This is a genomic window from Nocardia glycosmidis (genome assembly GCF_052545115.1).
This window is the reverse complement of sequence record NZ_JBQWRH010000006.1, coordinates 81679-107547: the sequence shown is the minus strand read 5'-3', so window position 1 is coordinate 107547 and position 25869 is coordinate 81679. Positions and strand designations below refer to the sequence as shown.

Below are 25869 nucleotides of genomic sequence, written 5' to 3'. Positions count from 1 at the left end.
GAGGGGAGTCCACATGATGTGGGCTCCCCTAAGCCTCACGGGCCAACCGGCAGTGGCGTGCCGGGCTATCACGACACGATGGACAGCCCTTTCACGCTGAACAAGACGCCGTACGGCTTGGCCAATCAGCTTGTCATAGGCGGTGTCATCGAGGCCGCCACCAACTGGTGCACGCACAACCTGCAGGACCGGCTGAACCAACTGCGGATTCCGGCCACCTTCGACTTCGAGCCCGCAGGCACCCATTCGTGGGGTTATTGGCAGGACGCGTTCTACCGATCTTGGCCGATTCTGGCCAATGGCCTCGGATTACCCGAGTAACCGGTAAGCCCCCTGAGTGCGCTGAAGACGCCGGAGAGGTGCCTAACCGACGACCAGGGGAATCGGCCTCTGATGGCCACCGAATCATGATGCAATCTATAGGCTTTCGCCGAAATGTGCAGGTCATCCAGGGGCAGCGCCGAGCGTCTGCGCTCGAGCAGTGGCTGTTGGGCGCCCGGCGGTGTTTCGTGGCGCGTGGCCCCGCCGCGACCTTATCCCCGGACCGACCGCCGACCAGGCGAAGGGGCGGGTGAAACCGCGTCGAAGCCGCGCTCGACTAGCCGAGGAAGTCTGCGAGCACGGCGGCACCTCGGGCCGGATCCTGGAGCATCCACCAGTGCCCAAGGCCTGCCAGGCGGGCGGTCCGGGCGCCCGCGCGTTCCCCGGCGCGAATACGCTGATCGCCGACGCCGACGTAGGCGTCCTCGGTGGCGACGATGTGCAGGCCGGGGCGGGTGGCGGCAGCTTCGAGGTTCTTGCCCAGCTCCGCCATCGCGGGCTGGGCGGCCGAGCGATACAGCGACAGCATGGCGCGGCCCATCTCGTCGCAATGCGCGGCGGCAACCGCCTCGGCGACGTCGGCGGGCATACCGAGCTGAACGGTGCGTTCCACCCGTGTCTCCCACGGGGCATTCATCATGTCGGCGACGAGTTTCTCGCCCTCGACCGGCGTCTGCCAGATCTGCGCGAGGTCGTGCCATACGTAGTCCGGGTCGAACAACCCGACGACATCGCTGACCCAGCTGCGCAGCAGATCCGGCCGGTACATCGCGACATTGACCACATGCGCGCCACCCCAGTCGTGACCGACCAGGTCGACCGGCTCACCGATCGCCTCCAACTCGCGCACCAGCCAATCGCGGTATTCGAGCATCGTGGCGCCGAATCCGTCCGGCAGCGGCGCACCGAACCCGGGCGGGGACAGGCAGACCGTGTCGTCGCGGCCCAGTTCGGCTCGCAGCGGACCCCAGATGGCATCAGTCTCGGGATTGCCGTGCACGAAGACGATTGTCATACCTGACACGGTAGCGCAGTGGCTGACGCTGCTGGAGGAACCGGGTTACGGGGTGCGGATACTGCGGAGGACACGACATTCGCGCAATTCGCGCCTGTAATCCGGTGTGATGCCGCACTGCTCGGCGCAACGAAATCGCCGATAGCCCGGTGCCATGATTACGCTCAAAAAGAATCGGTCTCGAGGCCGGTGTCCCTGCCCGTGGTCATCGGCGACGAGGTCTCTGCGGGATCGCTGACGCGCGGGCGTTCGGCATACGGCAGCAATTCTGTGGCCCAGGCGATCTCAGCGTTGTGAATATCCTCGCTACCGAGTCACGCTCCGTGGTGCCGACGAAATCCGCTGCGCGTCTCTGTCGTACGGCGCGGGTGCGATCCTTGCCCGGATGGTGGTCTGCTCATGCCGCTCGACCTGGGGCTTACGGGAACCTCCATTGGGCTCGCCCCAAGTGATGACGACTTCGGAGCCGATCTCCGCGTGTCCATGGTTTATTACCGCGAGCGATAGGACGTCACCCAGCGGATTCTGGTAGGCCGCGTGGCGTGACAGGCCGATCAGGTCTCCCCCGAGGGAGCGAATTTCGTCGTGCTGGCTCCAGGCGTAGTTCACGATGGGGAACGTGAAGGCCTTGTATCGCGGTTGCGATCCGAACTGAGACCGCAGAACCCGTGCGACATCTTCCCGATCCCATACCAGCGTCACCTTGGTTCGCTTGGCCTCCTCGGGCAGGCCGGCGAGTGCTTCTCGTCCGTGAAAGTCGTGATCGAACTTGATCACGTTCCCGTAGCCGAAATCGTAAGGCGTCGCGTAGTAATCCTCGATATTCGAGCCGACGAAACTGCCACCCAGCTCGAAGTTCGCCTCGTAGGTATTTGCAGGCAACGTCCGGCGGTAATCCTTCAGTTCTGGATCGGTGAGTATCCCAGGTACGGGATACGGCATCCAGCCGCTGGTCAGGTTACTGTAGTAGGCGGTCATCCCCATCTGCTTCAAACCGAAGTCCTTGCCGGCTTCCAGAACGAGCGAGTGAACCGACTCTTCTTCGGCGAACGGCCCGGAAAGTTCAACCGCGAAAGAACCTGTCATGCCGTGCCGCAGTGCCATGACGTCGTGTTCGCCAATGCGCACGAGCTGGTGGCGGAAGAACGGGATTTCCGGTGTCTTTCCTTGCACCAAACGGTCGAAGATCGTCTCGGCATTTGGCCCGGCCAACTCGAACCGGTACCTGACACGGGTACCGCGCGGGTTGTTGTTGGTGGATTCATCGCGGAAGAGTTCGACGTCGTAGCCACCCTGTTTCGCCTGATATTCCACCCAATTGTGCACCGGCGCACCGCTTACGAGCTCAAAACTCTCTTCGCCGTGCCGGTAGAGGATGCTGTCGCCGATGAGGTGGCCGCTGGGCGTGCAGGCGATGAACTGCTTGGCCCGATCAATCGAGTAGTTCTTGAAACTGTTGATCGCGATCGAGTTCAGGAGGGCGAATGCACCCGAGCCTTTGACGAACAGCGCTGGCATGTTGTGTGACTGATGCAGGAGAACCGCTGTCTCCGCGGCCGCCGTCTGCTCATCGCGCCAGTTCGAAAACACCTGCGGCACCGGGTCGGCCCGCACCGCTCGCGAGGAGTGCATGGGCTTGACGTCGTTGTACAGGTGGCTTACCAGATCGGTTGTTCGGTCGATGAATTCCTGCAGGTTCTCGCTGCACATGTCGCATCTCTTCTCTGTTGTGGCCGCCTGGCCACCCTGGACGGTCACGAGCTCGTGACCGATGGCTGTGGCCCCGACACGGTCCACTCGGGCGCTTGCACTTGTCGTCTTCTCGAGGTTCGTTGTGGCCGGCTCAGGCCTTCGTCGGCCGGCCACGGCAGCTGCGCCTGCCTCGACCGGGTCAGATCGTCGGCTCGACGACCAACCGCTCGTCGGTGAACTTGCCATCCTCGAGTACGGCTTTGCCGTCGAGCAGCACGGTGCAGTCGGACATGGGGATGTCGATGTGTCCCTTGGTCGACCGCGTGCCACCGTGTTCGGTGTTGGGGCCGGTGGAGAACAGGAAGTTGCCCGCGTAGACACGCGCGGCCGCGGTGAGCCGGTTCAGCTGCGCGTTGACGTGGAAGATGTAGTCGCGGTGCGCGTTCGGGTGCAGGCCGAAACCGAGATGCGAGATGGCGTAAGGGTCCATGTCGTCCTCGGAGACCTTGTTGCGGTCGAGCCAGTGCCTGAACTCGCGCGCATCGGCGCTGCCTTCGACCTTGCGAATGAAACCGTCGCGGACCTCCAAGCGGATCTCCGACTCCACGATCCGCGCGAAGGGCAGAATCCACATGTCACCGGGCTGGATCACCACTGTCCCGTTGGCGCTGCCCTCATCCGGGCAGTTCGTGATGTGACCCGCACCCCACAAATCCATCCGGCCCGGCTCTTCGGCGAAGCCGTACTGCGATTTCACCCTGAGCTCACCGCGCGTCCAGGTCAGCTCGGTGCCCGCCTGGTTGAGCAACGTGATCTCACGAGCACCCGCCCACAGCTCCGCGGCCTGCAGCACGGCCGGTTTCAATCCCGGCGGGGAAAGCAGCTTCTCCAACTCCACCGGACCATCCATGATGGTCTGAATCCGCACGCCGGCGTCCCGCAGCTGACGCGACCAACTGGCGAAGTTCGGCGGGTGGAAGGTGACCACCAGCTGGCACTGCTTGAGCGCCGACATGATCCCTTCCGCGCCGGTGATGCCGTCGGCGGCTACGCGACTGGGGTCGGGCAATGAGCTGAATCCGAGCTCGAAGGCGAAAGCCCCGAGTTCCTTCAACGCATGCGACGCCGCGGCGACATAATCACGCGGAGTATCAAGGTTGGTCAGCAGAGCCACGGTCTCTCCGGGCTTGACCGCGCACTGTTCGAGATTCTTCCGGAACAGGCCGGCCAACTGAACCTGGTGCACAAGGGACATCTAGATCACGCTTTCTCTCAGTAGACTTCGAGTTCATATTGCCGCGATGGTTGCGACTGCTTCGGCACTCCATATCCCGCGGGTAGGCAGACGACGTGAGTATCAGTCACCCAGCCGCACCGGCAATCGGCGGAAACCCAAATTTGCCCCGCCTTCGAGGCCGGTGTACTCCGGCGCACCATCGAGCCTTATTCGCGGTAGTTCACGCAATTCTTCGAGGAGTATGCGCAGTTCGGTGCGGGCAATGGGGGCACCGACGCACTGATGTATTCCGGCGCCGAAGGCGAGGTGTCCGCGCGCGCCCCGGGAGACGTCGGCCTCGGCGCCGCCTGGATACTTTTCTTCGTCTCGGTTGGCGGAGCCGTAGGCAAGCAGCACCGACTCACCAGCCGGGATGACGACGTCGCGAACCTGGACTTCGCGCGTGGTGGTCCGGGCGAACAAATGGGCAGGGCTGTGCTGCCGCAGCGACTCCTCGACAAAACGCGGAATGATGGCGGGATCATTTCGAATCTGCTCTTGGAGATCAGGCGACGAGCCGAGGAGATAAGCGACATTGCACAGCGCATTGACGGTCGTCTCGTGGCCGGCGATGGCGAATGTGGTCAGAGTACTGATGAGTTCTTCATCAGTTATCGGCCGACCGTCGATTTCCGCGCTCAGCAGTGTTGTGATGTAGTCGGGCTTCGGGTCGGCCCGGCGTGCTGCGATTTCCTCGGCCATCAGGTCGCGGAGCGGATTTCGGGCCTCGTGAAGAGGCCGTGTAGCAGCCTCGTCGAAGGATGCCTGGGTCAGTTCACGGAACTGGGAAACAGTGCTTTCGGAGTATCCGATGAGTTCGGAGAGTACCCGTAGCGGCAGTGGCGCGGCGACAGTGTCGACGAAGTCGGCCGACTTCGCTTCGGCAAGGTCACCGAGAAGTTGCTTGATCGTCTTGCGGACAAGCGGCCCCAGCCCCGTGATCTTCTCCGGAGTGAAGGCCGAGGTGAAGAGTGCGCGATAGGCGGTGTGTATGGGGGGATCGAAGTCGATCGGAATCGAGTGACCGACCTCAGGAACTCGAACCCCGTTCGCGGAGGAAAATGTTCTGTGATCGCGCGCCGCTGCGATGACGTCTTCGTAGCGCGTAAGGATCCAGAATCCGCCGTGCGATTTCGAATGCGCTACCGGGCAGCGAGAACGCAGCTCCGCATAGGTTTCCCAAATGTTGTGCTCACCCATGTCCGCCGCGTGGTGGTCGAAATCCACGTCGATATTCCTACTCATACCACGCTCCTGGATCTTGCGGGATTTGCGATTTACTTCGCATGGCTGCTGCGTACACTCGGGAACTTGCGATTCGAACAGCACGCAGCGTTGCCCCGAGGCTCTTCGGCGTGGTCGGGTAGTCGACAAGCCCGGTTGACTGCCGGCGGTAATTCTCAGCTGCGCACGGTGATAACATCAGCCGGGCAGTCATTGATGGCTTGTTCGACCGCGAGGCGCAAGTCCTCGGGTGGGTCTGTCTGCAGTAGAACGGCTTTGGCGTCGTCGTCCAGGTCGAAAACCTCAGGTGCGGCGATGAGGCAGTAGCCGCAACTGGTGCACCGCTCGCGGTCGAGGGTCAGGTGCATGGACATTCGCAAACTCCTTCGGTGTCCCACTCCGCTACGAGACTTGCGGGCCTCGCGGGCACATATCGGCGCCCGGGTGGTCAGGGCTGAACAGAGGACACGGCGAGCATTCCTGAGGGAACGTCCGAATAATCCGGGACCTTTGGTGCCGATGCTAGACCCGCGATTTTCTTTCCGTCCAATAGGGATTCGTCCCGGGCATATGCCTTTATGGGCATACCGGCGAGGTGGTCGGCCATCGGCCCAGTTCAGCGGCACGTCAGAGCAACTAGAGCCCCGACGGCGACGATTTGGCATAGGTCAGTTGCAGATGGGTATTGGTGCTATTTCGAAAACTGCGGGATTCTCTAGTCATGCTGACTCCGCACGAGAGCAAGTCCGACCGAGAGCTGGTAATCACCGGTGCGCGTATCCTCACTCTCGATGATACGAGCACCGTTATCCGAAACGGCGTCATCCGAATTTCGGGTGACACGATCGTCGGAATCGGTCCCGCGGAGGACTATCGTGCGCAGCCCGGTGTCACCGTTATCGACGCCAATGGCTTGGTGGCCCTCCCCGGTCTGGTCAACGCCCACATGCATTTTCACTACCGACGTTGCGGCGGCACGGTGGGGCCCGAGATCCTCGGCCCGCCGGCACTGGATGCTCTGAGGTCGACGCGAACCGCGTTCAACATGCTGCGCGAGGGCGTAACGAGTGTGCGCGACCTCGGTCACGACGATCATTCCCGACTGCATGTTCGCGACGCCATCGACTCTGGAATGATCGTCGGGCCGACCGCCACCGTGTCCGGCGCCGCACTCGGAATGCCCTACGGGCATGCTGATTTCGTCGCGGAACGGGTGAACGGAATCCAGGATCTGGTGGTCGCGATCCGCAGACAGGCGCATGAAGGCGCCGACCTGATCAAGATCATCGCCAGCAACGAGGACCTTCCGAATCCGCCCGGCAACGAGCTGACCACCAACTGGTACAGCCGGGAAGCGATCGATATCGCTGTGGAGACGGCGCACGAGTGCGGGCTCCCGATCGCCGCACATGCCATCGGAACCCGCACAATCGAGTGGTGTATCGAAGCCGGTGTAGACACCATCGAACACGGAATCTACCTGCAGCCTGATCAAGCAAAAGCCATGGTCGAGCGCAACATCTCGATGGTTCCGACGCTGTCCGGCTACTACGAGAACAGCCGCACCTACTGGGGGCGAGCTTGGCAGCCGCGATACGCCGCCCTGTGGGAAGTACACCGCGAGACGATCTCCAACGCCGTCGAGGCGGGTGTACGGATCGGGCTGGGCACCGACACGCTCGGCACGATGGTCCTCGAAGCTCACCTGCTCCATACCTTTGGTGGTGCATCGCCGCTCGACGCACTCGAGGCGGCCACCCGCGGCGGTGCGGCCATCGTCGGGCGTCAGAAGGAAATCGGCAGCCTCGAGACAGGCAAGCGTGCCGACATCGTCCTCATCGATGGATCGCCGGAGCACAACCTGAAGGACTTGGCGAAGGTCCGGCACACCATCGTCGGTGGCGTCGCGTTCAGCCGCGAGGAACTGTCCAAGGTGATCCCCGATCGGCATAAGTTGTACGTCGACGAGTGGGATGGATCTGACGGCTCCGGACCGCTCGGTACCTGATCGCCTCCAGCGCGACAAGCCAATTCAAGCCGACCGGCACGCGTGGGACGGATACCCACAGAGTAACCGGCCGCCACCTCGATCGGGCGGCCAGACTGCGGAGAAGGGCAATCGAACCTGATGAGCATCGTAATCGACACCAGCCTGGAGCGGTACGAAGCAGACGTACGGCGTGAGCTCGGTCCGGACGCCGCGACTCGAGACGAACAGACATTGGCCAGGTATGGCGCTCACGGACTTCCGGGCCCCGACATTCCGCCGGTCCTGGTCACCTACCCCGGATCCACCGGCGATGTCCAGACCCTGGTCCGCCTGGCCGCGCGCCACAAGATCGAGCTCTGCCCCCTGAGCACCGGTCAGAACATCGGCATGGGGTCGGCCGCGGCGGCGCGGCATGGTCAGGTCATAGTCGACCTCGGGCGGCGGATGAATCGGATACTCCACGTGGACGACGTGCTCAACTACGTGGTCGTCGAGCCTGGCGTGACCTACCAGCAGCTGCACGACGAACTGCTCCAGCGCGGCGATCGGCTCATGCTCGACACGACGAGTGGTCCACCGCTGGGCGGTCCCCTCGGCAACACCCTCGACAAGGGGGCGGGCTACACCCCGGCCGGAGACCACTTCGGCAACAGTTGCGGCTTCGAGGTTGTCCTTCCCGATGGCCGCGTCCTGCGCACCGGCGACGGGTCCGTTTCCGGTGCCAAGTCCTGGCATCTCTCGAAGTACGGCCTCGGGCCGGTACTCGACGGACTGTTCGTCCAGTCGAACCTCGGCATTGTCACGAAAATGGGCATCTGGCTGCTCCAGCGGCCTCCCGTGGTTCGGGCCTTCGGGTTCAGCTATCCCGAAGACGAGGATCTGGCCGAGATCATCGAGCTGGTTCGTCCGTTGAAGCTCAGCAATGCCGTTCCTACCGCGATCAAGGTCACCAGTGACCTGTACTCGCTCGGCACCGAGATGCGATTTCCCGAGGATCTCGCGGGCGGGGCGTCGTCGCTCGACAACGCGGCGCGCGCCGAACTGCGCCGGCGACACAACTGGGGCGCTTGGACTGTGACGGGTGCGGTGTACGCGGCCGATGAGGGCGCCGCCGAGGCGCAGTTGACACGCGTGCGCGAACACTTCCTGGCCGGCGGAAAGGCCACCTATCTGGATCATGAGACCATCTCGAGTGATCCGAAACTACGCATCCACCTCGACACGTATACGGGCAGGCCCACTGCCTCCGAGCTCGGGATCCGCAACTGGCGTGGCGGCGGACTAGCCTCGATGACGCCCGGTACACCGCTGATCGGCAGCGTCGCCGCGGAGCATCAGGCGTTGTCGCGCCGGATTCTCGACGAGCACGGCTTCGATTTCGTCGTCGAGTACATTTGCGCGGGCCGCCTCGCGCGTGCGCTGCACATGGTCTTGTTCGACTCCGCGAACCCGGAGGAACGAAGCCGGGCCGTCGCTTGCGTCACTGCACTCGCCGACGCCTATGCGGCGGAAGGCTGGCCGGTGTCCCGCATGCCCATTCACCTGCACGGCGACGAGATGCAGCGCCGAGAAGTATTCAAAGACGTCTGTAGTGCAATCAAATCGACGATCGATCCGGATCACCTGATCGCACCGAGCCGCTACGGAATCGTGTAGCCGCGCCCGAAAGCGACAGGAGAAAGTGGTATGACGTCGAACCGTCCCGCTATCGGCGACGCAGATCCATTAGGGTGCGGGCCGACGCGACTATCCGGCTCCACGGATGGCTCCGCACCCGCGGCCGCAGACACACCGACCAGGCCCGGGTCGATGTGGCGCGTCGCGGCTGCCAGCTGTGTGGGCAGCATGATCGAGTGGTACGACTTCTTCATCTACGGGTTCGCGGCGGCGCTCGTATTCGGCAAGGTTTTCTTCCCCGCGCTGGGAACCGCAGCCGCGACGGTCGCGTCGTTCGCCACCCTCGGCGTCGCATTCGTTGCCCGGCCGATCGGTGCAATCGTGTTCGGGCACTTCGGTGATCGGCTCGGTCGCAAGAAAACGCTGATCGCCTCGCTGCTCATGATGGGCCTGTCGACAGTGCTGGTCGGCCTGATCCCGACTGCGAACGAAATCGGCGTGGCGGCACCGGTGTTGCTGGTGGTCCTGCGCATTGTGCAGGGGCTCGCGGCAGGAGGAGAGTGGGCAGGCGCCGCACTGTTCGCCGCGGAGAACGCCCCCGCGGGAAAGCGGGGATTCTGGGCGATGTTCGCCTCGCTGGGGGGCGGACTCGCGCTCGCCCTCGCCCCCGCGACTTTTCTGGTCGCCGGCATCGGAATGAGCGATGACGCATTCGCAGGGTGGGGTTGGCGCCTCCCGTTCCTTGCCAGCTTCGCGCTCATCGGTGTCGGACTATGGATCCGGTTGAGAATGACTGAGACGCCAGTATTCGAATTGGAGATGGCTCGAGGGCCATCGACCCGGGTTCCGTTCATCGAGGCATTGAAACGGCAACCACTGCGGATTATTTTCGCTAGTGGAACGATGATCATCGTCGCGGCCTTCGGATACACCGGTGCGACATATTTCACAAATTACGGAACGTCCACCTTGGGTCTCGGGCGGACAGTCGTTCTGTCGATGAGCACCCTCGGTGGCTTGTGCAGCGTGCTAGGAATTCTCGTCGGCGGCGCGATCTCGGATCGATTCGGTCGGCGCCGGGTGGTGCTTGTGACGACCGTCCTCGGAATCGTATGGGCGCCGGTGCTATTCCCGATCTTGGACAGTGGTTCATTGTTCTTGTTCGGCGTCGGGATCGCCGTGACAATGTTCATCAACGGATATGGATTGGGCCCGATGAGCGCCTATATGTCGGAACTGTTCGATACGCGCTACCGCTACACTGCCGCGGGCTTGAGTTACAATTTTGCCACGATCATCGGCGGCGGGATTGTGCCGATCCTCGCCGTTGCGATTACCGCCGCTTTCGGCGGGTTCGTGTTCAGTATCCTGCTGGCGGGCCTGGCGGTAGTCAGCATGCTGTGCGCCCTCGCACTTCCGGAGACGCGGAGTGACGAGTTGTACAAGCTGCCCGAGGTTGAATCCACGTGAGATGCGCTGGTAACCCGGGTAACGGCAGGTGCCCCTCCGCGAGGTCACCACAAGCCCACGGTTGGAGTAGCGGTCCCAGGTCCGCTGTCCGATCTCCGGCCGGCGAACCCGGGAGAGTTCGCCGATCACTCGTGGTCGCCGGCGAACGCCGGGCTGATCCCTTCGGGCAACGGGGCGCGCCAAACGCGCAGCACAAGGCTGAGCATTTCTCGGTAACCGGTCAGCACAACCACGTCGGACAGCGTTTCGATCCCGAGTATTTCCACAGCGCTTGCATAGAGCTCGTCTTCGATGTCCTGCTCTTTCACCAAACGCGCTGTGATCGCGTACACCATCGCCTCGTCATCCGAGAATGTCGGCACGCTCTGGTCCATGCGGATGGTGTCGATCTCGTCCTGAGTAAGCCCGATAGCCAGCCCGAGGCGCTCGTGCGCATACCATTCGTATTCGGATCGGTGCAGCGCCGCGACTGTCAAAACGGCGATCTCCCGTTGCCGGGCAGTGAGATTCGTACCGTTGCGGACCGCGTCCCCGAGTTCTTGAATTCCGTGACCCACTACAGGATTCAAGAGCATGGCATTGAAAGGACCCTCCAGGCGGCCATCCGCATCCGTCACCCGGAAAGTGGCGGGGCGGGGACCGGTCGGCACGCGGAGAATCCGTTCGTAGAAGGCCCGGCGCGATTCGTCGAGTTCCTGCGGTGTCGGCCAGTGCAGGCGACCGTGTTCCATCGGTGTTTCCCTCTTGTGTGGAATAAGTTCACGTTTCGGCTAGATCGAAACTGCCATCATTCTGGAATACGAATTCAGCCTGCCCCGAAGCTCCTCAGCAGTCGAGAGCAGCAGTTCCATCAAAAGCCGAACGCCCCGACTCGGATGGCGATTCTCGGAAACGGTGAGACCGACCGTGCTGGTGATTTTCGGCAGCTGGATGGGCAGGATCTCCAGGGCCGAATCGCTCTCGGCGATGAGGAAGGGCAGAGCAGCGACAGCATCGGACGAGACGAGGAGATTGCGCAGAGTGAGAATCGACGTGCACTCGATGCGATTCGGCGGAAGTTTGAATTCGCGCGAAGCGAACAGCATCTCGAACTCTCGGCGCAGCATCGTCTGATCAAGTGGGATGATCCACGGGTAATCGAAAAGGTCGTCGAAGCTGGGGTCTCTGCCTGCGACCAGAGGATGCCCTTTGCGGGCGACGGCGCGGACCGGCTCGGAATAGAGTCCGATTTGGCGCAGACCGGTTGGCGCCAACCCAGTCGTGATGCGACCGATCGTGATGTCGATCTCCCCCGAGAGGAGCGCCGAGCGCATCAGATCGGGTGTCATCTCCCGCACGACGACAGTGATACCCGGGTGCTTCTCCTTCAGTGCATGAATTGCCTTCGGAAGAAGAATGTTCGAGCCGGCCAAATGTGTCCCAACGGTCACTCGTCCGGCGGTTGCGTCAGCCATTTCGTGCAAATGCTGATCAGCCTGGCGTACGTGCGACAAGATGGCTCGCCCGTGCTCGAGAAACATTTCTCCAAAAACAGTTGGAGACATCCCGCGCGGTCCGCGATGGAACAGCTCGACACCGAGCACACCTTCGAGATCGCGCAGCCCACGCGTGACGACCGGCTGTGTGATGTGCAGGGCCTCCGCCGCGCGGACGATACTGCCATAATCGGCAATAGTCACCGCGAGAACGACTTGCCGAAGCTTCAGTCGGTCGACCAACATATTGTTCCCCTTGTCTCTATAACGGACCATTACGTATCAAGGGCGGATTACCACCTTCGAGAAACCGTTCTTGCGGTCGGCGAACGGTGCGGCTGCGCTGGGTAATTCATCCAGCGTCTCGGAGCCGCACATCGACGTGGTGATCGTCTTGACGATGACATCACCGGCGTGCTCGATCCGGGGATCCTCGACCTTCTCGATCCGAACGTCCCGCGCACCGTGATACGCCCCTGCACGCATGACTTGTCTCCGATCCCACCGGGGTACTTCCTTTCCGTAACGCTATCCTAGAGCGAGATTCTAATAGTGGGAACCTTTCGGCGGAAGTTCACCGAACTGATACACCCCGGCACAGCCGCTGGCGCTACCGCAGCCGCCGCTCCATCTGCCGGCACGAGCTCACCGTCACTACCGCTGCGAGGCGCATTCGCGTGATTCGCGAGCGTGATCGGGTGTAACGCTGTGCCGCTCGGCGTCCCGAAATCGCCGGTAGCCTGGCGGCCATGATTACGCTCAAAAAAGAAGACGGCGCTGCGGATCTGGCGGGGATCACCAAGCTCAGTGTGGGGGTGAGCTGGGATCCGTCGGGAGGCACCAGCGGTGGGGCGCTCGGCTGGGCGCGCCGCAAGCGCGGGGTCGACCTGGACCTGATCGCGATTCTCATGCAGGGCAGCGAGCCCGTGCGTTTCGCGGGACTGGACTCGTTGAACCCATTGGGCAACAGTTCGGTCGTGCATACCGGCGACGAGCAGACCGGTGCCGCTTCCGGTGACGACGAGACGGTGCACGTCACCTTCGCGGATGTGCCCGGCGCGATCGACGCCATCATCTTCGTCGCCGCGGCCTTCAAGAAGGGCAGTTCGTTCGAGAAGGCGAACAACATTTCGTTCAAGGTCTACGACTCGACCGGTGGCAGCAGCCAGCAGGTCGCCGACATCTGGCCGTCGCTGCTCGGCAATGACAACGCCAACGCGGTCGCCCGGGCGTTCCGTTCCGGCGATGCGTGGCAGCTCGAAGTGCTCAACCGTAAGGGCAAGATCAAGCAAGGTGATAAGCAGGCACTGCTGCGCTTCGCTATGCAGTAGTGGTACCCGCGCACGGGGAAACACGAGGACAACGTGCGGTGGCGACTCGGCGATGCGGTCTTGAATTCTGTATGGCGCGTTCGGCGGCCTCGAGTGCCGAGTTCAGGCGGCGCCGGGCGCGCTGCGCATCAGTGCTACGCGGGCCTCTGAGCTGGGTGGAAGCGAGGTGACCGAGGTGCGTGAGATACCCACCGACGCAGTGGAAATCATGCACCGGAGGGAAGGTCGGCTGGATGTCGGCGTCGCTGGGATAAGGCTAGGGTTGGCCGGCGCGGTGCAGCCGGAGATGCCGCCGCGCTAGCGTCGGGACGCCGAGGAGATGGTGTGGTGATCGATACCGTTCGGGAGGAGCAGGCACTCCGTCAGATGACGGAGCGGCTGGTCGAAAACTACACCGAGACGCACTCGGCCGAGCAGATCCACAGCACTATCGATGTGGCGATACGCAAGTTCGAAGGTCACCGGGTGCGGCAGTTCGTTCCGATCCTCGTCGAGCGGGCGGTGCGAAGCGAGTTGGCGAAGCCCGCCGAGGCGGACGTTCGAGCGGCGGCTGTAGCAGTGGAAAAGGCAGCGGGGCCGACCGAAGCGAATTCGACGTTCACGCTGCCCAATTTCGGTGAACTGTGGTCGGCGAACAAGCGGTTCGCGCCGCTCGCGATTGTGGCGGCCGTTGTGGTGGTCGCGTTGGCGGTGGTGTTTGCCGTGCGCCAGCCGGATTCGCCACCGCCCGCCGCGGCCCCCGTCCCGGCTGCGCCATTGACGGTGGTGCGCGGTGTCGTCGGCTCGGAAAAGGTGGCGTTCTTCCAGGACCCGAAGGTGATCGATGTGCTGGCGCGCAATGGCGTTCGCGTCGAGGTCGAGCCGGCCGGATCGCGGCAGATCGCCACGTCCATCGACCTCGCGAAGTACGATTTCGCGTTTCCGTCCAGCGAACAGGCCGCCGAGCGAATTCAGCGGCTGCGCAACGTGACCGCCAAATACACGCCGTTCTCCTCACCGATGGCCGTCGCGACGTTTACGTCGATCGCGGATCTGCTCGCCGGAGCGGGTGTGGTGCGCCAGGGGCCGGGGACGGCGATCGACCTGCGCCGCTACCTCGATCTGGTCCGTAACGACACGCGCTGGGACGAACTGCCGGGCAACACCGCCTACCCGCTGCGCAAGAACATCCTGATCTCCACCACCGACCCCCGGACCTCGAACTCCGCCGCCATGTACCTGGCCGCGGCGAGCTACGTCGCCAACGGCAACACGATCGTGCAGGGCCAGACCGCCGAGCAGGCTGTACTACCCGCGCTGGCACGACTTTTCGTCGGCCAGGGCTACACCGAGAACACCACCGAGGGACCGTTCAACAACTACCTCGCCACCGGCATGGGCCCCACACCGATGGTCTGGATCTACGAGTCGCAGTATGTCGAGGCCACGGTTCGTGGACAGGTCAAACCCGACATGACGTTGCTGTATCCGTCGCCGACGGTGCTGTCGCGGCACACGCTGGTGCCGTTCGGGGCGACCGGCGACCAGCTCGGTCGCCTGCTGTCCACCGACCCCGAGTTGCAGCGGCTGGCCGCCGAGCACGGCTTCCGGACGAACGACGCCGCCCAATTCGCGAAGGTCGCCGCCGAGCGCAACGTTCCGGTGGCCGCGGATCTGATCGACGTGGTCGCCACCCCGACCTACGACACTCTCGAGCATCTGCTCGACGGCGTCACCAAGTCCTACAACTGAGTTCCGTGTCCGCGTTTCGGTGCGGACGAGCCGGGCGGCAGGTGTGCGGCTACTTCTCGCGCCCGGGAGGCGCCCGGCCGTGCCGATATCGATGGTCAACCGATATCGGCACGGCGCACTGGTCAGCGCTGGCCGAGCATGGTGCGCATCTGGTCGATCTCGGCCTGCTGGGCCGCGATGATCGCGCGGGCGAGCGCTTGCGCGTCCGGGTTCTTACCGTCGGCGATTTCGGTCTGGGCCATAGCGATGGCGCCCGTGTGGTGCTCGATCATCATGGTCAGCCACTGGCGGTCGAAATCCGGGCCGGATGCCGCTCGCAGGGCGGCCATCTGTCCGGCGGACATCATGCCGGGCATGGGTGCACCGGACATGGGTGCACCGGACATGGGTGCACCGGACATGGGCATGCCCGGCATGGGGGTGCTCGGCATGTCGTGGCCCTGATGGCCCTCGCCGCTGCTGGGGGCGGGCCGGCCGAAGCTCTGCAGCAGGGTGGTGATCTGCTGCATCTCAGGCGCTTGTGCTTGCTCGATCGATGTGGCGAGCGCGCGCAATTGCTGGTTGTCGGTGCGGCTGGGTACCAATCCGGCCATTTCGACGGCTTGTGCGTGATGCGGGTACATCATCTGCAGAAACGTCACGTCGGCGTCGTTGTGTTCGGCGCGCGCCGGGGTAGCCGCTGTCGAGCTCGCAGAGGTGCCGTGTTCGGTGGTATGCCCGGTCTCGGCGTCGCTACATCCGGCGAGGCTCAGCACGGCGATGGCTGCGGCTGCGACGGTCAGGCGGGGGCGGGTGATGGACATGGTTGTGCTCCTTGTGCATGGGAAGTCTGGTGGCGGGATGGACAACGCCGCGACCGTGGCGCGGGCACACGGCTGCGGCGGACCTGTCAGATCCGCAGGATTCCCAGTTCGGCCAAGGTGAGCACGGTCCAGGGTGGCGGTCTTTCCCGCCGCGGACGCCAGTGCCGCGCCAGTGCCCCACCGCCGCCGGGACGATCGGCCGGCATTCGGTAGAGCAACACCAACGCGACCAGCGTCGCGAGAACGACGAGGATGAAGACACAGCCGTGTATTCCGCTGTGCGCGCGGTCGCACCCATCCCCGGCGCAATCCGGACCCGAGGCGCCACTCGCCGCTGTAGACCACACGGCAGGGTTCGACGACGCGGCCCTGTCGCCGTCCATCAGGGTTCGCTCGGAACGGTCCAGCGCGGCCGTGCTGATACCGGCGCCGCCTGCCGAACGGTCGCCTTTGCCGGATTGCGCGCCGATGTCCACGGAGTGCGCTGCGTTCGAGCCGTGAACACCGGTGGCATGGCCGGTGGCCGTGAACACGACCGAGTGCATAGCGACGATTCCGGCCAGCAACGCCAGCACACCGATCAGCCGGGCGAACCCGGCTGGTCGGAAGAGGCGGCGGCGGACCACGAGCTCCGATTCTAGTGGTCGCCGATCTGTCGCGCCCGCGATACCCCTTGGGCGTATCGGTATCGGGCTACGTTGGTGTCGGACTAGGGACCGGCGATGTCCACGACCAGCCTGGTCGGATTGGACAGGGCGGTGACGGTGAAGGTAGGCCGGTCGGCCTGCACCCCGATGAACGACTGGGTGGTGCCTTCGAACACCGCCGTCCGGTACACGCCGGCGACGCCGGGCACCGCCGCGTCGACAGCCGGATCCGGGCCAGAGTACGGTGTCACGCCGCTGTCGAACGGGTAGGCCGAGCCCAGGATGCGTACCTCGAGAACCGACGCGCCCGCCACGTCGACGGGATTGCCGCTGCCGTCCTGCACGGCGCGGTCGGTGTACCGGACGAGCCACCCGGGTGTCCCGACGCCGCCGAGGTCGTAGACCACACGATCGAAGCCGGGTTGGCGGCCGAGCCGGATATCGGTGACCGTCAGCGCGGCGTCGGCGGAGGCGGCGCTCTGCTTGGGCGAGGTGTCCTGCGGCCCGGCGGGCGCCGCGCGGGGGATCGAGGCGACCGGTAGCCCGGGGGTCGACTCGCCATCGCCGCAGCCCGAGAGCAGTACCGTCGCGACCGCGACCGTCAGCACCATCACGTTGCGCATGTGGCCGATGCTACTCAGCGAAGGGCGTCGGATGGCGTAATCGGAATTCGCCGCGGTTGATTCGCCGTCGACCGGACGTGAAGGGACCTTGTCGCGGCAACGTAGACTGCGTCGAATCCCTTGTGGTAGTGCGTCACACAGTGCGGTTCGGGCGGTCGGAACGCTATGGGACGGGGTGGGCGCGACCATGCGGCAACGATCTAGCACACTTGTGGTGTGGGACATGTCGAGGACGTACTGAGCCGATTGCGGCGGTATCCGGACGTGGAGGCACTGAACCTCTACGCCGTGGACGCCGCCGATCGGCTGATCCTCGACGTCGCCGCCGAGGCTTTGGCGAGTGCCGACGGTGGAAACGTAGCCGTAATCGGTGACAGTTACGGCGCGCTGACTCTCGGCGCCGTCGCCGGGCACGATCTGCGCGGCGTCCGGGTGCACCAGGATCTGCTCACCGGCGAGCTCGCGCTGGCCAATAATGCCCGCGCACTGGGCCTGTCGGATCGCTATACCGCGCACCCACTCGGCGCCGGGTTGCTGGATGATGTCCGAGTGGTGTTGCTCCGCTTGCCCCGGGTGCTGGCGGGGCTGGTCGAAATCGCCGACGCCATCGCCCGTTACGCCGACCCGGACGTGGCGGTGTTCGCGGGCGGCCGGGACAAGTATCTGACCAAGTCGATGAACGACGTTCTGGCCCAGTCATTCTGCGAAGTTCGCGCCAGCCGCGGCAGGCAGAAGTCGCGCACCCTCTTCGTTGCCGGGGCCAAACCCGTGGGCGACCCGCCGTTTCCAGTGCGCGAACGACTCGATGAATTGGGTCTCGAGGTGGTCGCGCACGGCGCGGCTTTCTCCGGCGCCCGCCTCGATATCGGGACCAGGTTCCTGCTCGAGCATCTGAAATCGATGAAGCCGGACGCGCGCGACGCGATCGACCTCGGCTGTGGCACCGGCATCTTGGCCGTCGCACTGGTCACGGCGCGGCCGGGGATCAAGGTGGTCGCCACTGATCAATCCGCCGCCGCGGTAGCGTCGGCGCGCGCCACCGCCGACGCCAACGGTGTCGCCGATCGGGTATGCGTCGTACGCGATGACGCGATGTCCTCGGCCGCGGACAACAGCGCCGATCTGGTGCTGTGTAATCCGCCGTTTCACGTCGGCGCGGCGGTGCACACCGGATCGGCGATCAAGATGTTCGCTGAAACCGGCCGGGTGCTACGTCCCGGTGGCGAGTTGTGGACCGTGTACAACTCACATCTCAACTATCGTTCCGTGGTCGAACGCATGGTGGGCCGGACCGACGTGATCGGGCGCAACCGGAAATTCACAGTGACTCGGTCCGTGCGTGGTCTGCACGACCCGAGGCAGCGGTAGAGTCCGAATTGTCCGGCTTACCGAGTTCCCCGGAACTCGCGGCGGATGACAATCGTTGGACCAGGCAGTTGGATATCGAGGCAACCACCTCGAGGAACAGCGGCAACGACTCCAGAAAGGGACGTGCTTTGCGTACCACGAGCAATCCGGTTTTCAGGAACCTGCCCAGGCAGGAAGGCGGTGGCTACGCCAGCTTCGGTTCCGGCGTGGCGCCCGCGGGACAGTACGGCCAGCAGTACGGCCAACACCCGCAGTACCAGCAGCCCTACCCGCCGCAGGCCCCGCCCACCACCCGGGCGATGACCATCGATGATGTGGTGATCAAAACGGGCATCACCCTCGCGGTGCTCGCCCTGTCCGCGATCCTCTCCTACGGCCTCACCAACGCGAACACCTCGCTCGCGCCGCTGTTCGTGATCGGCGGTGGCCTGGTCGGCCTGGTGCTGGTGCTGATCGCGACGTTCGCGAACAAGATGGACAACCCGGTCCTCGTGCTCTCCTATGCGGTTGCCGAGGGACTTTTTCTCGGTGCGCTGTCGTTCATGTTCACCAATATCGAGTTCGGCGGGGTCGGCGGTAGCGCGCTGATCGGTCAGGCGGTGCTGGGCACGTTCGGTGTCTTCGCGGGCATGCTCGTGGTCTACAAGACCGGCGCCATCCGGGTGACGCCGCGATTCACCAGGATCATCGTCGGCGCCATGATCGGCATCGTGGTGCTCATGCTGGGGAACCTGATCGCCGGCTTCTTCATTCCCGGCGGCCTCGGCCTGCGCGACGGCGGCCCGCTGGCGATCGTCTTCAGCTTGGTGGTCATCGCCATCGCCGCGTTCAGCTTCCTGCTCGACTTCGACGCCGCCGATCAGCTGATCCGCGCTCAGGCTCCCGAGCGAGCGGCCTGGGGCGTCGCGCTCGGCCTCACCGTCACTCTGGTCTGGCTCTATGTCGAGATCCTGCGACTGCTCAGTTACTTCCAGAACGACTAGCCTGCTTCCAGAACGACTAGCCACACAGTGAAAGGGGCGGTCGCCGGAACATCCGGCGACCGCCCTTTCGCGTCTCAGCTCAAGCGTTCGATGACCATCGCCATGCCCTGGCCGCCGCCGACGCACATGGTCTCCAGACCGAACTGCTTGTCGAAGGTTTGCAGGTTGTTGATCAGCGTGGTGGTGATCCGGGCGCCGGTCATGCCGAACGGATGGCCCAGCGCGATCGCGCCGCCGGAGACGTTCAGCTTGTCCTCGTCGATCTTCAGCGCGCGGGCGGAGCCGAGCACCTGCACGGCGAACGCCTCGTTGATCTCGACCAGGTCGATGTCGTCGATCGTCTTGCCCGCCAGCGCCAGCGCGCGCTTGCATGCCTCGATCGGGCCGAGGCCCATGATCTCCGGTGACAGTCCGGACACGCCGGTGGACACAATGCGCGCCAGCGGCGTCAGCCCCAGCTCCTTCGCCTTGGTGTCGCTCATGATGACCAGCGCCGCCGCGCCGTCGTTCAGCGGGCAGCAGTTACCCGCGGTGACGGTGCCGTCCGGGCGGAACACCGGTTTCAGTCCGGCGACCGCGTCGTAGGTGACTCCGGCGCGAGGGCCGTCGTCTTTGCTGACAACTGTGCCGTCCGGCAGCGTCACCGGGGTGATCTCGCGCTCGAAGAAGCCGTTCTCGAGCGCCTCTTCGGCCCGGTTCTGCGAGCGCACGCCCCAGCGGTCCTGCTCGTCGCGGGTGATGCCGGTGAACGAGGCGACGTTCTCGGCGGTCTGACCCATCGCGATGTAGACGTCGGGCAGCAGGCTGTCCTCGCGCGGGTCGTGCCAGCTGCCCGCGCCGCCCCCGGCGGTCTCGGCGGTGCGCTCCTGAGCCGCGGCGAACAGGGAATTCTGGGTGTTCGGCCAGCTGTCGGCGGAACCGTTCACGTAGCGGGAGACGGCTTCTACGCCTGCGGAGATGAACACGTCGCCCTCGCCCGCCTTGATCGCGTGGAACGCCATCCTGGTGGACTGCAGCGACGATGCGCAGTAGCGGTGCACCGTGGTGCCGGGCAGGAAGTCGTAGCCGAGTTGCACGGCGACGACACGACCGATGTTGAAGCCCTGCTCACCTCCGGGCGAACCGCAGCCCAGGATCAGGTCGTCGATCTGCGCGGGGTTCAAAGCGGGCACTTTGTCGAGCGCTGCCCGCACAATCTGCGTGGTCAGATCGTCGGGCCGCAGGTCGACCAGCGAACCCTTGCGGGCCCGGCCGATCGGGGAGCGTGCGGTCGAAACGATGACGGCCTCGGGCATGAGGACACTCCTTTGTGGGACGGTCGCGGTGCACCCTTTTGTACTTACTCTCGGATGCGTATCGAATTTACGTCTCGCCGCGCACCACTGGAAGTGGTGGTCGCACCGCGCACGGTCTCGATGAGGGCCGGAAGCAGTTGCGCGGCGGCGATTTCGTAACCCGCGGCCGAAGGGTGGAACCCGTCGGCCGCGAAAAGGAGTTCGGGCGCGGCGCGGAACTCCGGGGTGAGCAGATACCCCATCGGCACCGGATGCCCGCCCGCGACAATCGTCGCCACGCGCTGCGCCCTGGCCAAACGGACACTCCAGTTGTGTACCACGGTCCGCAGCGGCTGCGGGATGGCGGTCACCATGCCCAGGTTCGGGCAGGTGCCGACCACCACAACGGCGTCGGCGCGGCGCAGCCGGGCCACGGCCGCGGCGAGCCTGCGCGCGGAGGCACGAATCGAATGCTTCTTGGTGACATCGTTGGCGCCGATCAGAATGACCGCGACGTCCGGTGGCGGGCCCGCGACGAACATCGCGTCCACCTGACCGGCCAGCCCCTTGGAGGTGGCGCCGGAGATCGCCTTGGTGCTCAAACGGATCCGCTGCCCGGTCGCGTCGGCGAGGCCGCGGGCCAGGCGCACGCCCGGCACTTCGTCGGCCACCACGCAGCCCACACCCGCCGCGGTGGAGTCGCCGAAGATCATCAGGTGCAGGTCGGCGTGTTTGCCGGTGCGCCACGGCTCAGGCTGCGTGCAGCCCGCGGTATAGACGCCGTCCGCCTCCGGCGGTTTCGAGGTGTCCCGGCCGATCACGCCGCGCGCGACCCCCGCCTGGGCCATGAGCAGGCGATAGGTCGCCCACCATGCGGTGCCGGCGCCCGAACCGGCGAGCACGGCCGCGGCACCGGTCACCGCCGCGGTCCGCCAGTGGAACTGAGGTGTGCTCACGTCAGGAATTTTACGAAACAATGCCGACCCGCTCAGTGCGGTACACGCGCCGAGGCGCTGCTCCGGGGCGCCGTCGCCGGATCGGCTAGCTCAGCCCGGCACCACGAAGGAGCCCCGGCCGGGCAGGCTCGCCGCATCAGTGGAGACGGTGACCTCGACCAGTCCCGGGCCGGTGTCCTGGAACAGCGCGTACTGGATGCTGCCGTAGATCCCGGTGACCACCGTGTTGTCGTAGCGGCCGGTCGCGCCCGTGGTGACGTTGCGCCAGGCGACGGTCGTGCGGACCTCGCACAACGGCGCGAACGGGTACTGGCCGGGCCCGATGCCTGATACCGGGAGTGCGCGGACATTGAGAATGGCGCGGCCCGGCCATTCGGGGCTGGTGTCGGCCCAGGTACGGATGGTGGTCCAGCACAGGCCACCATGCGCCGCGGTCGGCACCTCGGGGAATTCGACGGTCCCGGCGTCCGCGGGCGCGCCGGATCCGATCACTAGAGCCATCGCGGATCCGGCCAGAATCGCTGCGGCGCGGGCGATGTTCGGCTGCCTCATGGCAGCGATCCTAAGGGCACGACGGCCGGTTTGCCGGTATCCCGGACCGCCTGCGTCCGACGTGCGCTGACTCACAGATAGTGCGTCTGCAACGATGGGTCCATGCGCATCGCGGATCATGTCGTGGATCTCATCGGCAATACGCCGCTGGTCCGGTTGAACTCGGTCGTCGGATCGAACGCAGGGCTGGTCGCGGCCAAGATCGAATACCTCAACCCGGGCGGCAGTTCGAAGGACCGGATCGCGGTGAAGATGATCGACGCCGCCGAGAAGTCCGGACAGCTGCGCCCCGGCGGCACCATCGTCGAACCCACCTCCGGCAACACCGGCGTCGGCCTGGCACTGGTCGCGCAGCAGCGTGGCTACTCGTGCGTGTTCGTCTGCCCGGACAAGGTCAGCGAGGACAAACGCAACGTGCTGCGCGCCTACGGCGCCGAGGTCGTCGTCTGCCCGACTGCCGTGCCGCCGGACCACCCGGACAGCTACTACAGCGTGTCCGACCGCCTGGTCCGCGAGATCGACGGCGCGTGGAAGCCCGACCAGTACTCCAACCCCGGCGGCCCGGAAAGCCACTACGAGACAACCGGCCCGGAGATCTGGCGCGACACCGACGGCAAGGTCACCCACTTCGTGGCGGGTGTCGGCACCGGCGGCACCATCACCGGCACCGGTCGCTACCTCAAGGAGGTCTCCGGCGGGAGGGTGAAGGTCATCGGCGCCGACCCGGAAGGATCGGTGTATTCCGGCGGCACCGGACGGCCATACCTGGTCGAGGGCGTCGGCGAGGACTTCTGGCCGTCCGCCTACGACCCGGCCGTGCCGGACGAGATCATCGCGGTGTCCGACGCGGACTCCTTCGATATGACCCGCAGGCTGGCCCGGCAGGAGGGACTGCTGGTCGGCGGCTCGTGCGGCATGGCGGTGGTCGCGGCGGTCGAGGTGGCGCGGCGTGATCCGGATGCGGTGGTCGTGGTGCTGCTGCCGGACGGCGGTCGCGGCTATCTGTCGAAGATCTTCAACGACGAGTGGATGAGTTCCTACGGCTTCCTCCGCGAGCGGCTGGATGGCGCCGAAGAGCCCTTGGTCGGTGACGTGCTGCGCGGTAAGTCCGGCGCACTGCCCGACTTGGTGCACACCCATCCCTCGGAGACATTGCGCGACGCGATCGAGATCCTGCGTGAGTACGGCGTGTCCCAGATGCCCGTGGTCGGCGCCGAGCCGCCTGTCATGGCGGGCGAAGTCGCGGGCAGCGTGTCCGAACGCGCCTTGCTGTCGGCGGTCTTCGCGGGGCGGGCGCACCTGACCGATTCGGTGGGCCAGCACATGAGCGAGTCGTTCCCGCTGATCGGCTCGGGCGAGCCGATCTCCGCCGCGACCAAGGCTCTCTCGGACACCGACGCGCTCATGGTCGTCGAGGACGGCAAACCCGTCGGCGTCATCACCCGCCACGACCTGCTCGGGTTCCTCAGCACCGGCCACATCGGAACGTAACCGAACCTTCCGATCCGCGTGCCCGTGCGACGCGGAGTTCGTGCGGCAGGGTGTCGCGGCTGGAATCGACGCTATGCCGGTCGTCCGCGACGCACTGTTTCGCGCACTCCGCCGGTAATCAGGTCGGTCCACTCGTCGGCTAGCGAAGCCAGTCGGTACCAGGCGGCGTGCACGCGGACGTCGGAGACCTTTTCGGCGGTGTGCAGCAGATGGCTGGCGTGGACGTGGGCTGCGGCCATCCGATCCACTGTGGCGCCGAGAGATTCCGCGCGCGGGTGGTCGGTCGAGCGCTTGCCGGGTAGCCGACCGACCACCCAGGCATCGATGGCGGACACCAGTTCGGCACGGCGGCAATCTGTTCCGGCGGCGGACAGTGGATCGGTGCGCAGCTGCCGGTGCAGCGTAGCCAGGGTTGCGGCCCAGGCCAGCAGGGGATGATCGTCGTCCGAGTCGCTCGGACGCGCGCCGAAGGCCGCGACGAGTTCGCGCTGATCGGGCAACGGTCGGGCGCGGCCGCGCGGGTCGCGCGGAAGGTGATCACGCACGAACATGGCTGGCTCCCAGTGCATTCGGAACCGGTCGGCGTGCGCCACGGTCGATCGACAATTTGTGCATCGTGCACCTCCGGTGGAGTGGCGGTGGTGGCATCGCCCATATGCCGGGTCCTCCTTCAGTGTGACCACCACGGTTGGCCTCCCGATGACACGCACATGGCTCCGAAATGACGACGCGTGACAACTGGCTGCCGACGGCGCCCCGACCAGCACCTGGTCGGTGCCGTCACGCCTGGCCCTGGCCCGGATGTCGCCGGGATCGGCGCCGAAATCGGGTTCGGTCAGCCCGGAGCAATTGCCCGGGAATCGCCCGATTAGGCTGAGCCCATGAGCGAGCTGGGATTCTCCACACGTGCCGTGCACGCCGGGTTCGAACCCGATCCGCAGACCGGCGCGGTGAATGTGCCCATCTACGCGAGTTCGACATTCGCCCAGGATGGCGTGGGTGGGTTGCGCGGTGGTTTCGAGTACGCCCGCACCGGTAACCCGACCCGCTCGGTGCTGGAGGCGAACCTCGCCGCGCTGGAGTCGGGCCGCTACGGCCGCGCCTTCGCCTCGGGCATGGCCGCGACCGACTGTGCCCTGCGGGCCACCTTGCGTCCGGGCGATCACATCGTGATCCCCGACGACGCCTACGGCGGCACCTTCCGGCTGATCGACAAGGTATTCAGCCAGTGGGGTATCGAGCACTCGCCCGCACACGTGTTCAACGTCGACGAGATGCGCGCCGCGATTCGGCCGAACACCAAGCTGGTCTGGGTCGAGACCCCGACCAACCCGCTGCTGAGCATCGGCGATATCCCCGCACTGGCCGATGTGGCCCACGCCGCGGGCGCGAAACTGGTGGTCGACAACACCTTCGCGACCCCCTATCTGCAACAGCCGTTGCTGCTCGGCGCCGACATCGTGGTGCACTCCACCACCAAGTATCTCGGCGGCCACTCCGACGTGATCGGCGGCGCGCTGATCACCAACGATCCCGAACTCGACGCGGCGTTCGCGTTCCTGCAGAACGGTGCCGGCGCGGTCCCCGGCCCGTTCGACGCCTTCCTCACCCTGCGCGGCACCAAGACCCTCGCGCTGCGCATGGACCGGCACTGCGACAACGCCGAAACTCTCGCGGAGTTCCTGTCCCGGCACCCCGCGATATCCCAGGTGATCTACCCGGGCCTGCCCGAGCACCCCGGCCACGCGGTCGCCGCCGCGCAGATGCGGCGATTCGGCGGAATGATATCGGTCCGCCTGCACGGTGACGTCGAGGCCGCGCGCAAGTTCTGCTCGCGGACCGAAGTGTTCACCCTCGCCGAGTCCCTGGGTGGGGTCGAGTCGCTGATCGAACATCCGGCCGCGATGACGCACGCGTCCACCGAGGGCTCCGAGTTGGAGGTGCCCGCGGATCTGGTGCGGCTGTCGGTCGGTATCGAGGATGTCGGCGACCTGCTCGCGGATGTCGAACAGGCGTTGAGCTAGGTTCTC

25 protein-coding genes are annotated in these 25869 nt (G+C 65.2%); 10 read left to right on the top strand and 15 right to left on the bottom strand.

Annotated elements, in window-relative coordinates:
- Positions 1–78: 78 nt before the first annotated feature.
- On the top strand, positions 79–321 hold the full coding sequence (locus ACT86A_RS09850; RefSeq protein ID WP_445091727.1) for a hypothetical protein: 243 nt from the start codon (positions 79–81) through the stop codon (positions 319–321).
- A gap of 277 nt (positions 322–598) precedes the next feature.
- Here the strand turns inward: ACT86A_RS09850 and ACT86A_RS09845 are convergent, their stop codons facing one another.
- From ACT86A_RS09845 to ACT86A_RS09825, 5 genes are all read right to left on the bottom strand, one after another.
- Positions 599–1336 (bottom strand): alpha/beta fold hydrolase, encoded by a 738-nt coding sequence (locus ACT86A_RS09845; RefSeq protein ID WP_445091726.1) that lies wholly within the window; start codon positions 1334–1336, stop codon positions 599–601.
- 306 nt (positions 1337–1642) lie between these two features.
- Positions 1643–3046 carry a hypothetical protein gene (locus ACT86A_RS09840; protein WP_445091725.1) on the bottom strand — a complete coding sequence of 468 codons (1404 nt, stop codon included), beginning with the start codon at positions 3044–3046 and terminating at the stop codon, positions 1643–1645.
- A 181-nt stretch (positions 3047–3227) separates the two neighbouring features.
- On the bottom strand, positions 3228–4283 hold the full coding sequence (locus tag ACT86A_RS09835; RefSeq protein ID WP_445091724.1) for a 2,5-dihydroxypyridine 5,6-dioxygenase NicX family protein: 1056 nt from the start codon (positions 4281–4283) through the stop codon (positions 3228–3230).
- A 102-nt stretch (positions 4284–4385) separates the two neighbouring features.
- Positions 4386–5531, bottom strand: a complete 1146-nt coding sequence (locus ACT86A_RS09830) for a cytochrome P450 (protein WP_445091723.1) — start codon at positions 5529–5531, stop codon at positions 4386–4388.
- Positions 5532–5704: 173 nt separating this feature from the next.
- On the bottom strand, positions 5705–5902 hold the full coding sequence (locus ACT86A_RS09825; RefSeq protein WP_445091722.1) for a ferredoxin: 198 nt from the start codon (positions 5900–5902) through the stop codon (positions 5705–5707).
- Between the two features lie 347 nt (positions 5903–6249).
- Here ACT86A_RS09825 and ACT86A_RS09820 point away from each other — a divergent pair, with 347 nt between their 5' ends.
- The 3 genes from ACT86A_RS09820 to ACT86A_RS09810 all read left to right on the top strand — a co-directional run bounded on the left by ACT86A_RS09820 (position 6250) and on the right by ACT86A_RS09810 (position 10605).
- Positions 6250–7536, top strand: coding sequence for an amidohydrolase family protein (locus tag ACT86A_RS09820; RefSeq protein ID WP_445091721.1), 1287 nt, complete (start codon positions 6250–6252; stop codon positions 7534–7536).
- Positions 7537–7656: 120 nt separating this feature from the next.
- Complete coding sequence (locus ACT86A_RS09815) at positions 7657–9174, top strand: FAD-binding oxidoreductase (protein WP_445091720.1); 1518 nt, start codon at positions 7657–7659, stop codon at positions 9172–9174.
- Positions 9175–9204: 30 nt separating this feature from the next.
- Positions 9205–10605, top strand: coding sequence for an MFS transporter (locus ACT86A_RS09810; protein WP_445091719.1), 1401 nt, complete (start codon positions 9205–9207; stop codon positions 10603–10605).
- 125 nt (positions 10606–10730) lie between these two features.
- Here ACT86A_RS09810 and ACT86A_RS09805 read toward each other — a convergent pair whose 3' ends face one another.
- The 3 genes from ACT86A_RS09805 to ACT86A_RS09795 all read right to left on the bottom strand — a co-directional run bounded on the left by ACT86A_RS09805 (position 10731) and on the right by ACT86A_RS09795 (position 12566).
- The gene (locus ACT86A_RS09805) at positions 10731–11255 is read right to left on the bottom strand and encodes a carboxymuconolactone decarboxylase family protein (RefSeq protein WP_445091718.1); all 525 of its coding nucleotides are present in this window, start codon (positions 11253–11255) and stop codon (positions 10731–10733) included.
- A 120-nt stretch (positions 11256–11375) separates the two neighbouring features.
- On the bottom strand, positions 11376–12326 hold the full coding sequence (locus ACT86A_RS09800; RefSeq protein WP_445091717.1) for a LysR substrate-binding domain-containing protein: 951 nt from the start codon (positions 12324–12326) through the stop codon (positions 11376–11378).
- Positions 12327–12362: 36 nt separating this feature from the next.
- Positions 12363–12566, bottom strand: a complete 204-nt coding sequence (locus ACT86A_RS09795) for a hypothetical protein (protein WP_445091716.1) — start codon at positions 12564–12566, stop codon at positions 12363–12365.
- 263 nt (positions 12567–12829) lie between these two features.
- On the opposite strand from ACT86A_RS09795, the gene ACT86A_RS09790 reads away from it, so the two are divergent.
- Both ACT86A_RS09790 and ACT86A_RS09785 read left to right on the top strand, forming a co-directional pair.
- Complete coding sequence (locus tag ACT86A_RS09790; RefSeq protein WP_445091715.1) at positions 12830–13411, top strand: TerD family protein; 582 nt, start codon at positions 12830–12832, stop codon at positions 13409–13411.
- A 327-nt stretch (positions 13412–13738) separates the two neighbouring features.
- On the top strand, positions 13739–15142 hold the full coding sequence (locus tag ACT86A_RS09785) for a three-helix bundle dimerization domain-containing protein (protein ID WP_445091714.1): 1404 nt from the start codon (positions 13739–13741) through the stop codon (positions 15140–15142).
- A 122-nt stretch (positions 15143–15264) separates the two neighbouring features.
- Here the strand turns inward: ACT86A_RS09785 and ACT86A_RS09780 are convergent, their stop codons facing one another.
- The 3 genes from ACT86A_RS09780 to ACT86A_RS09770 all read right to left on the bottom strand — a co-directional run bounded on the left by ACT86A_RS09780 (position 15265) and on the right by ACT86A_RS09770 (position 17215).
- Complete coding sequence (locus tag ACT86A_RS09780; protein WP_445091713.1) at positions 15265–15945, bottom strand: DUF305 domain-containing protein; 681 nt, start codon at positions 15943–15945, stop codon at positions 15265–15267.
- An 86-nt stretch (positions 15946–16031) separates the two neighbouring features.
- The gene (locus tag ACT86A_RS09775; RefSeq protein WP_445091712.1) at positions 16032–16571 is read right to left on the bottom strand and encodes a DUF6153 family protein; all 540 of its coding nucleotides are present in this window, start codon (positions 16569–16571) and stop codon (positions 16032–16034) included.
- A gap of 83 nt (positions 16572–16654) precedes the next feature.
- Positions 16655–17215 (bottom strand): AMIN-like domain-containing (lipo)protein, encoded by a 561-nt coding sequence (locus ACT86A_RS09770; RefSeq protein WP_445091711.1) that lies wholly within the window; start codon positions 17213–17215, stop codon positions 16655–16657.
- A gap of 216 nt (positions 17216–17431) precedes the next feature.
- On the opposite strand from ACT86A_RS09770, the gene ACT86A_RS09765 reads away from it, so the two are divergent.
- Together ACT86A_RS09765 and ACT86A_RS09760 are read left to right on the top strand one after the other, a co-directional pair.
- Positions 17432–18583 (top strand): class I SAM-dependent methyltransferase, encoded by a 1152-nt coding sequence (locus ACT86A_RS09765; protein ID WP_445091710.1) that lies wholly within the window; start codon positions 17432–17434, stop codon positions 18581–18583.
- Positions 18584–18711: 128 nt separating this feature from the next.
- On the top strand, positions 18712–19566 hold the full coding sequence (locus ACT86A_RS09760; RefSeq protein WP_445091709.1) for a Bax inhibitor-1/YccA family protein: 855 nt from the start codon (positions 18712–18714) through the stop codon (positions 19564–19566).
- A gap of 74 nt (positions 19567–19640) precedes the next feature.
- On the opposite strand, the gene ACT86A_RS09755 is transcribed toward ACT86A_RS09760, so the two are convergent.
- The 3 genes from ACT86A_RS09755 to ACT86A_RS09745 form a co-directional block, all read right to left on the bottom strand.
- Positions 19641–20861 (bottom strand): acetyl-CoA C-acetyltransferase, encoded by a 1221-nt coding sequence (locus ACT86A_RS09755; protein WP_445091708.1) that lies wholly within the window; start codon positions 20859–20861, stop codon positions 19641–19643.
- A 44-nt stretch (positions 20862–20905) separates the two neighbouring features.
- On the bottom strand, positions 20906–21796 hold the full coding sequence (locus ACT86A_RS09750; RefSeq protein ID WP_445091707.1) for an SGNH/GDSL hydrolase family protein: 891 nt from the start codon (positions 21794–21796) through the stop codon (positions 20906–20908).
- Between the two features lie 90 nt (positions 21797–21886).
- Positions 21887–22348 carry a hypothetical protein gene (locus ACT86A_RS09745; protein ID WP_445091706.1) on the bottom strand — a complete coding sequence of 154 codons (462 nt, stop codon included), beginning with the start codon at positions 22346–22348 and terminating at the stop codon, positions 21887–21889.
- A gap of 102 nt (positions 22349–22450) precedes the next feature.
- Between ACT86A_RS09745 and ACT86A_RS09740 the strand changes: the two genes are divergently transcribed.
- Positions 22451–23839, top strand: coding sequence for a cystathionine beta-synthase (locus tag ACT86A_RS09740; RefSeq protein WP_445091705.1), 1389 nt, complete (start codon positions 22451–22453; stop codon positions 23837–23839).
- Positions 23840–23910: 71 nt separating this feature from the next.
- On the opposite strand, the gene ACT86A_RS09735 is transcribed toward ACT86A_RS09740, so the two are convergent.
- A complete protein-coding gene (locus ACT86A_RS09735) occupies positions 23911–24390 on the bottom strand; it encodes a DUF4254 domain-containing protein (protein WP_445091704.1) in 480 nt (159 codons plus the stop codon).
- Positions 24391–24720: 330 nt separating this feature from the next.
- Here ACT86A_RS09735 and ACT86A_RS09730 point away from each other — a divergent pair, with 330 nt between their 5' ends.
- The gene (locus ACT86A_RS09730; protein WP_445091703.1) at positions 24721–25863 is read left to right on the top strand and encodes a cystathionine gamma-synthase; all 1143 of its coding nucleotides are present in this window, start codon (positions 24721–24723) and stop codon (positions 25861–25863) included.
- The last annotated feature ends 6 nt before the right edge of the window (positions 25864–25869 follow it).

Coding starts and splice junctions, on each gene's coding strand:
- ACT86A_RS09850 (WP_445091727.1), top strand. CDS start 79: ATGGACAGCCCTTTCACGCTGAACAAGACGCCGTACGGCTTGGCCAAT.
- ACT86A_RS09845 (WP_445091726.1), bottom strand. CDS start 1,336: ATGACAATCGTCTTCGTGCACGGCAATCCCGAGACTGATGCCATCTGG.
- ACT86A_RS09840 (WP_445091725.1), bottom strand. CDS start 3,046: ATGTGCAGCGAGAACCTGCAGGAATTCATCGACCGAACAACCGATCTG.
- ACT86A_RS09835 (WP_445091724.1), bottom strand. CDS start 4,283: ATGTCCCTTGTGCACCAGGTTCAGTTGGCCGGCCTGTTCCGGAAGAAT.
- ACT86A_RS09825 (WP_445091722.1), bottom strand. CDS start 5,902: ATGTCCATGCACCTGACCCTCGACCGCGAGCGGTGCACCAGTTGCGGC.
- ACT86A_RS09820 (WP_445091721.1), top strand. CDS start 6,250: ATGCTGACTCCGCACGAGAGCAAGTCCGACCGAGAGCTGGTAATCACC.
- ACT86A_RS09815 (WP_445091720.1), top strand. CDS start 7,657: ATGAGCATCGTAATCGACACCAGCCTGGAGCGGTACGAAGCAGACGTA.
- ACT86A_RS09810 (WP_445091719.1), top strand. CDS start 9,205: ATGACGTCGAACCGTCCCGCTATCGGCGACGCAGATCCATTAGGGTGC.
- ACT86A_RS09800 (WP_445091717.1), bottom strand. CDS start 12,326: ATGTTGGTCGACCGACTGAAGCTTCGGCAAGTCGTTCTCGCGGTGACT.
- ACT86A_RS09795 (WP_445091716.1), bottom strand. CDS start 12,566: ATGCGTGCAGGGGCGTATCACGGTGCGCGGGACGTTCGGATCGAGAAG.
- ACT86A_RS09790 (WP_445091715.1), top strand. CDS start 12,830: ATGATTACGCTCAAAAAAGAAGACGGCGCTGCGGATCTGGCGGGGATC.
- ACT86A_RS09780 (WP_445091713.1), bottom strand. CDS start 15,945: ATGTCCATCACCCGCCCCCGCCTGACCGTCGCAGCCGCAGCCATCGCC.
- ACT86A_RS09770 (WP_445091711.1), bottom strand. CDS start 17,215: ATGCGCAACGTGATGGTGCTGACGGTCGCGGTCGCGACGGTACTGCTC.
- ACT86A_RS09755 (WP_445091708.1), bottom strand. CDS start 20,861: ATGCCCGAGGCCGTCATCGTTTCGACCGCACGCTCCCCGATCGGCCGG.
- ACT86A_RS09745 (WP_445091706.1), bottom strand. CDS start 22,348: ATGAGGCAGCCGAACATCGCCCGCGCCGCAGCGATTCTGGCCGGATCC.
- ACT86A_RS09740 (WP_445091705.1), top strand. CDS start 22,451: ATGCGCATCGCGGATCATGTCGTGGATCTCATCGGCAATACGCCGCTG.
- ACT86A_RS09735 (WP_445091704.1), bottom strand. CDS start 24,390: ATGTTCGTGCGTGATCACCTTCCGCGCGACCCGCGCGGCCGCGCCCGA.
- ACT86A_RS09730 (WP_445091703.1), top strand. CDS start 24,721: ATGAGCGAGCTGGGATTCTCCACACGTGCCGTGCACGCCGGGTTCGAA.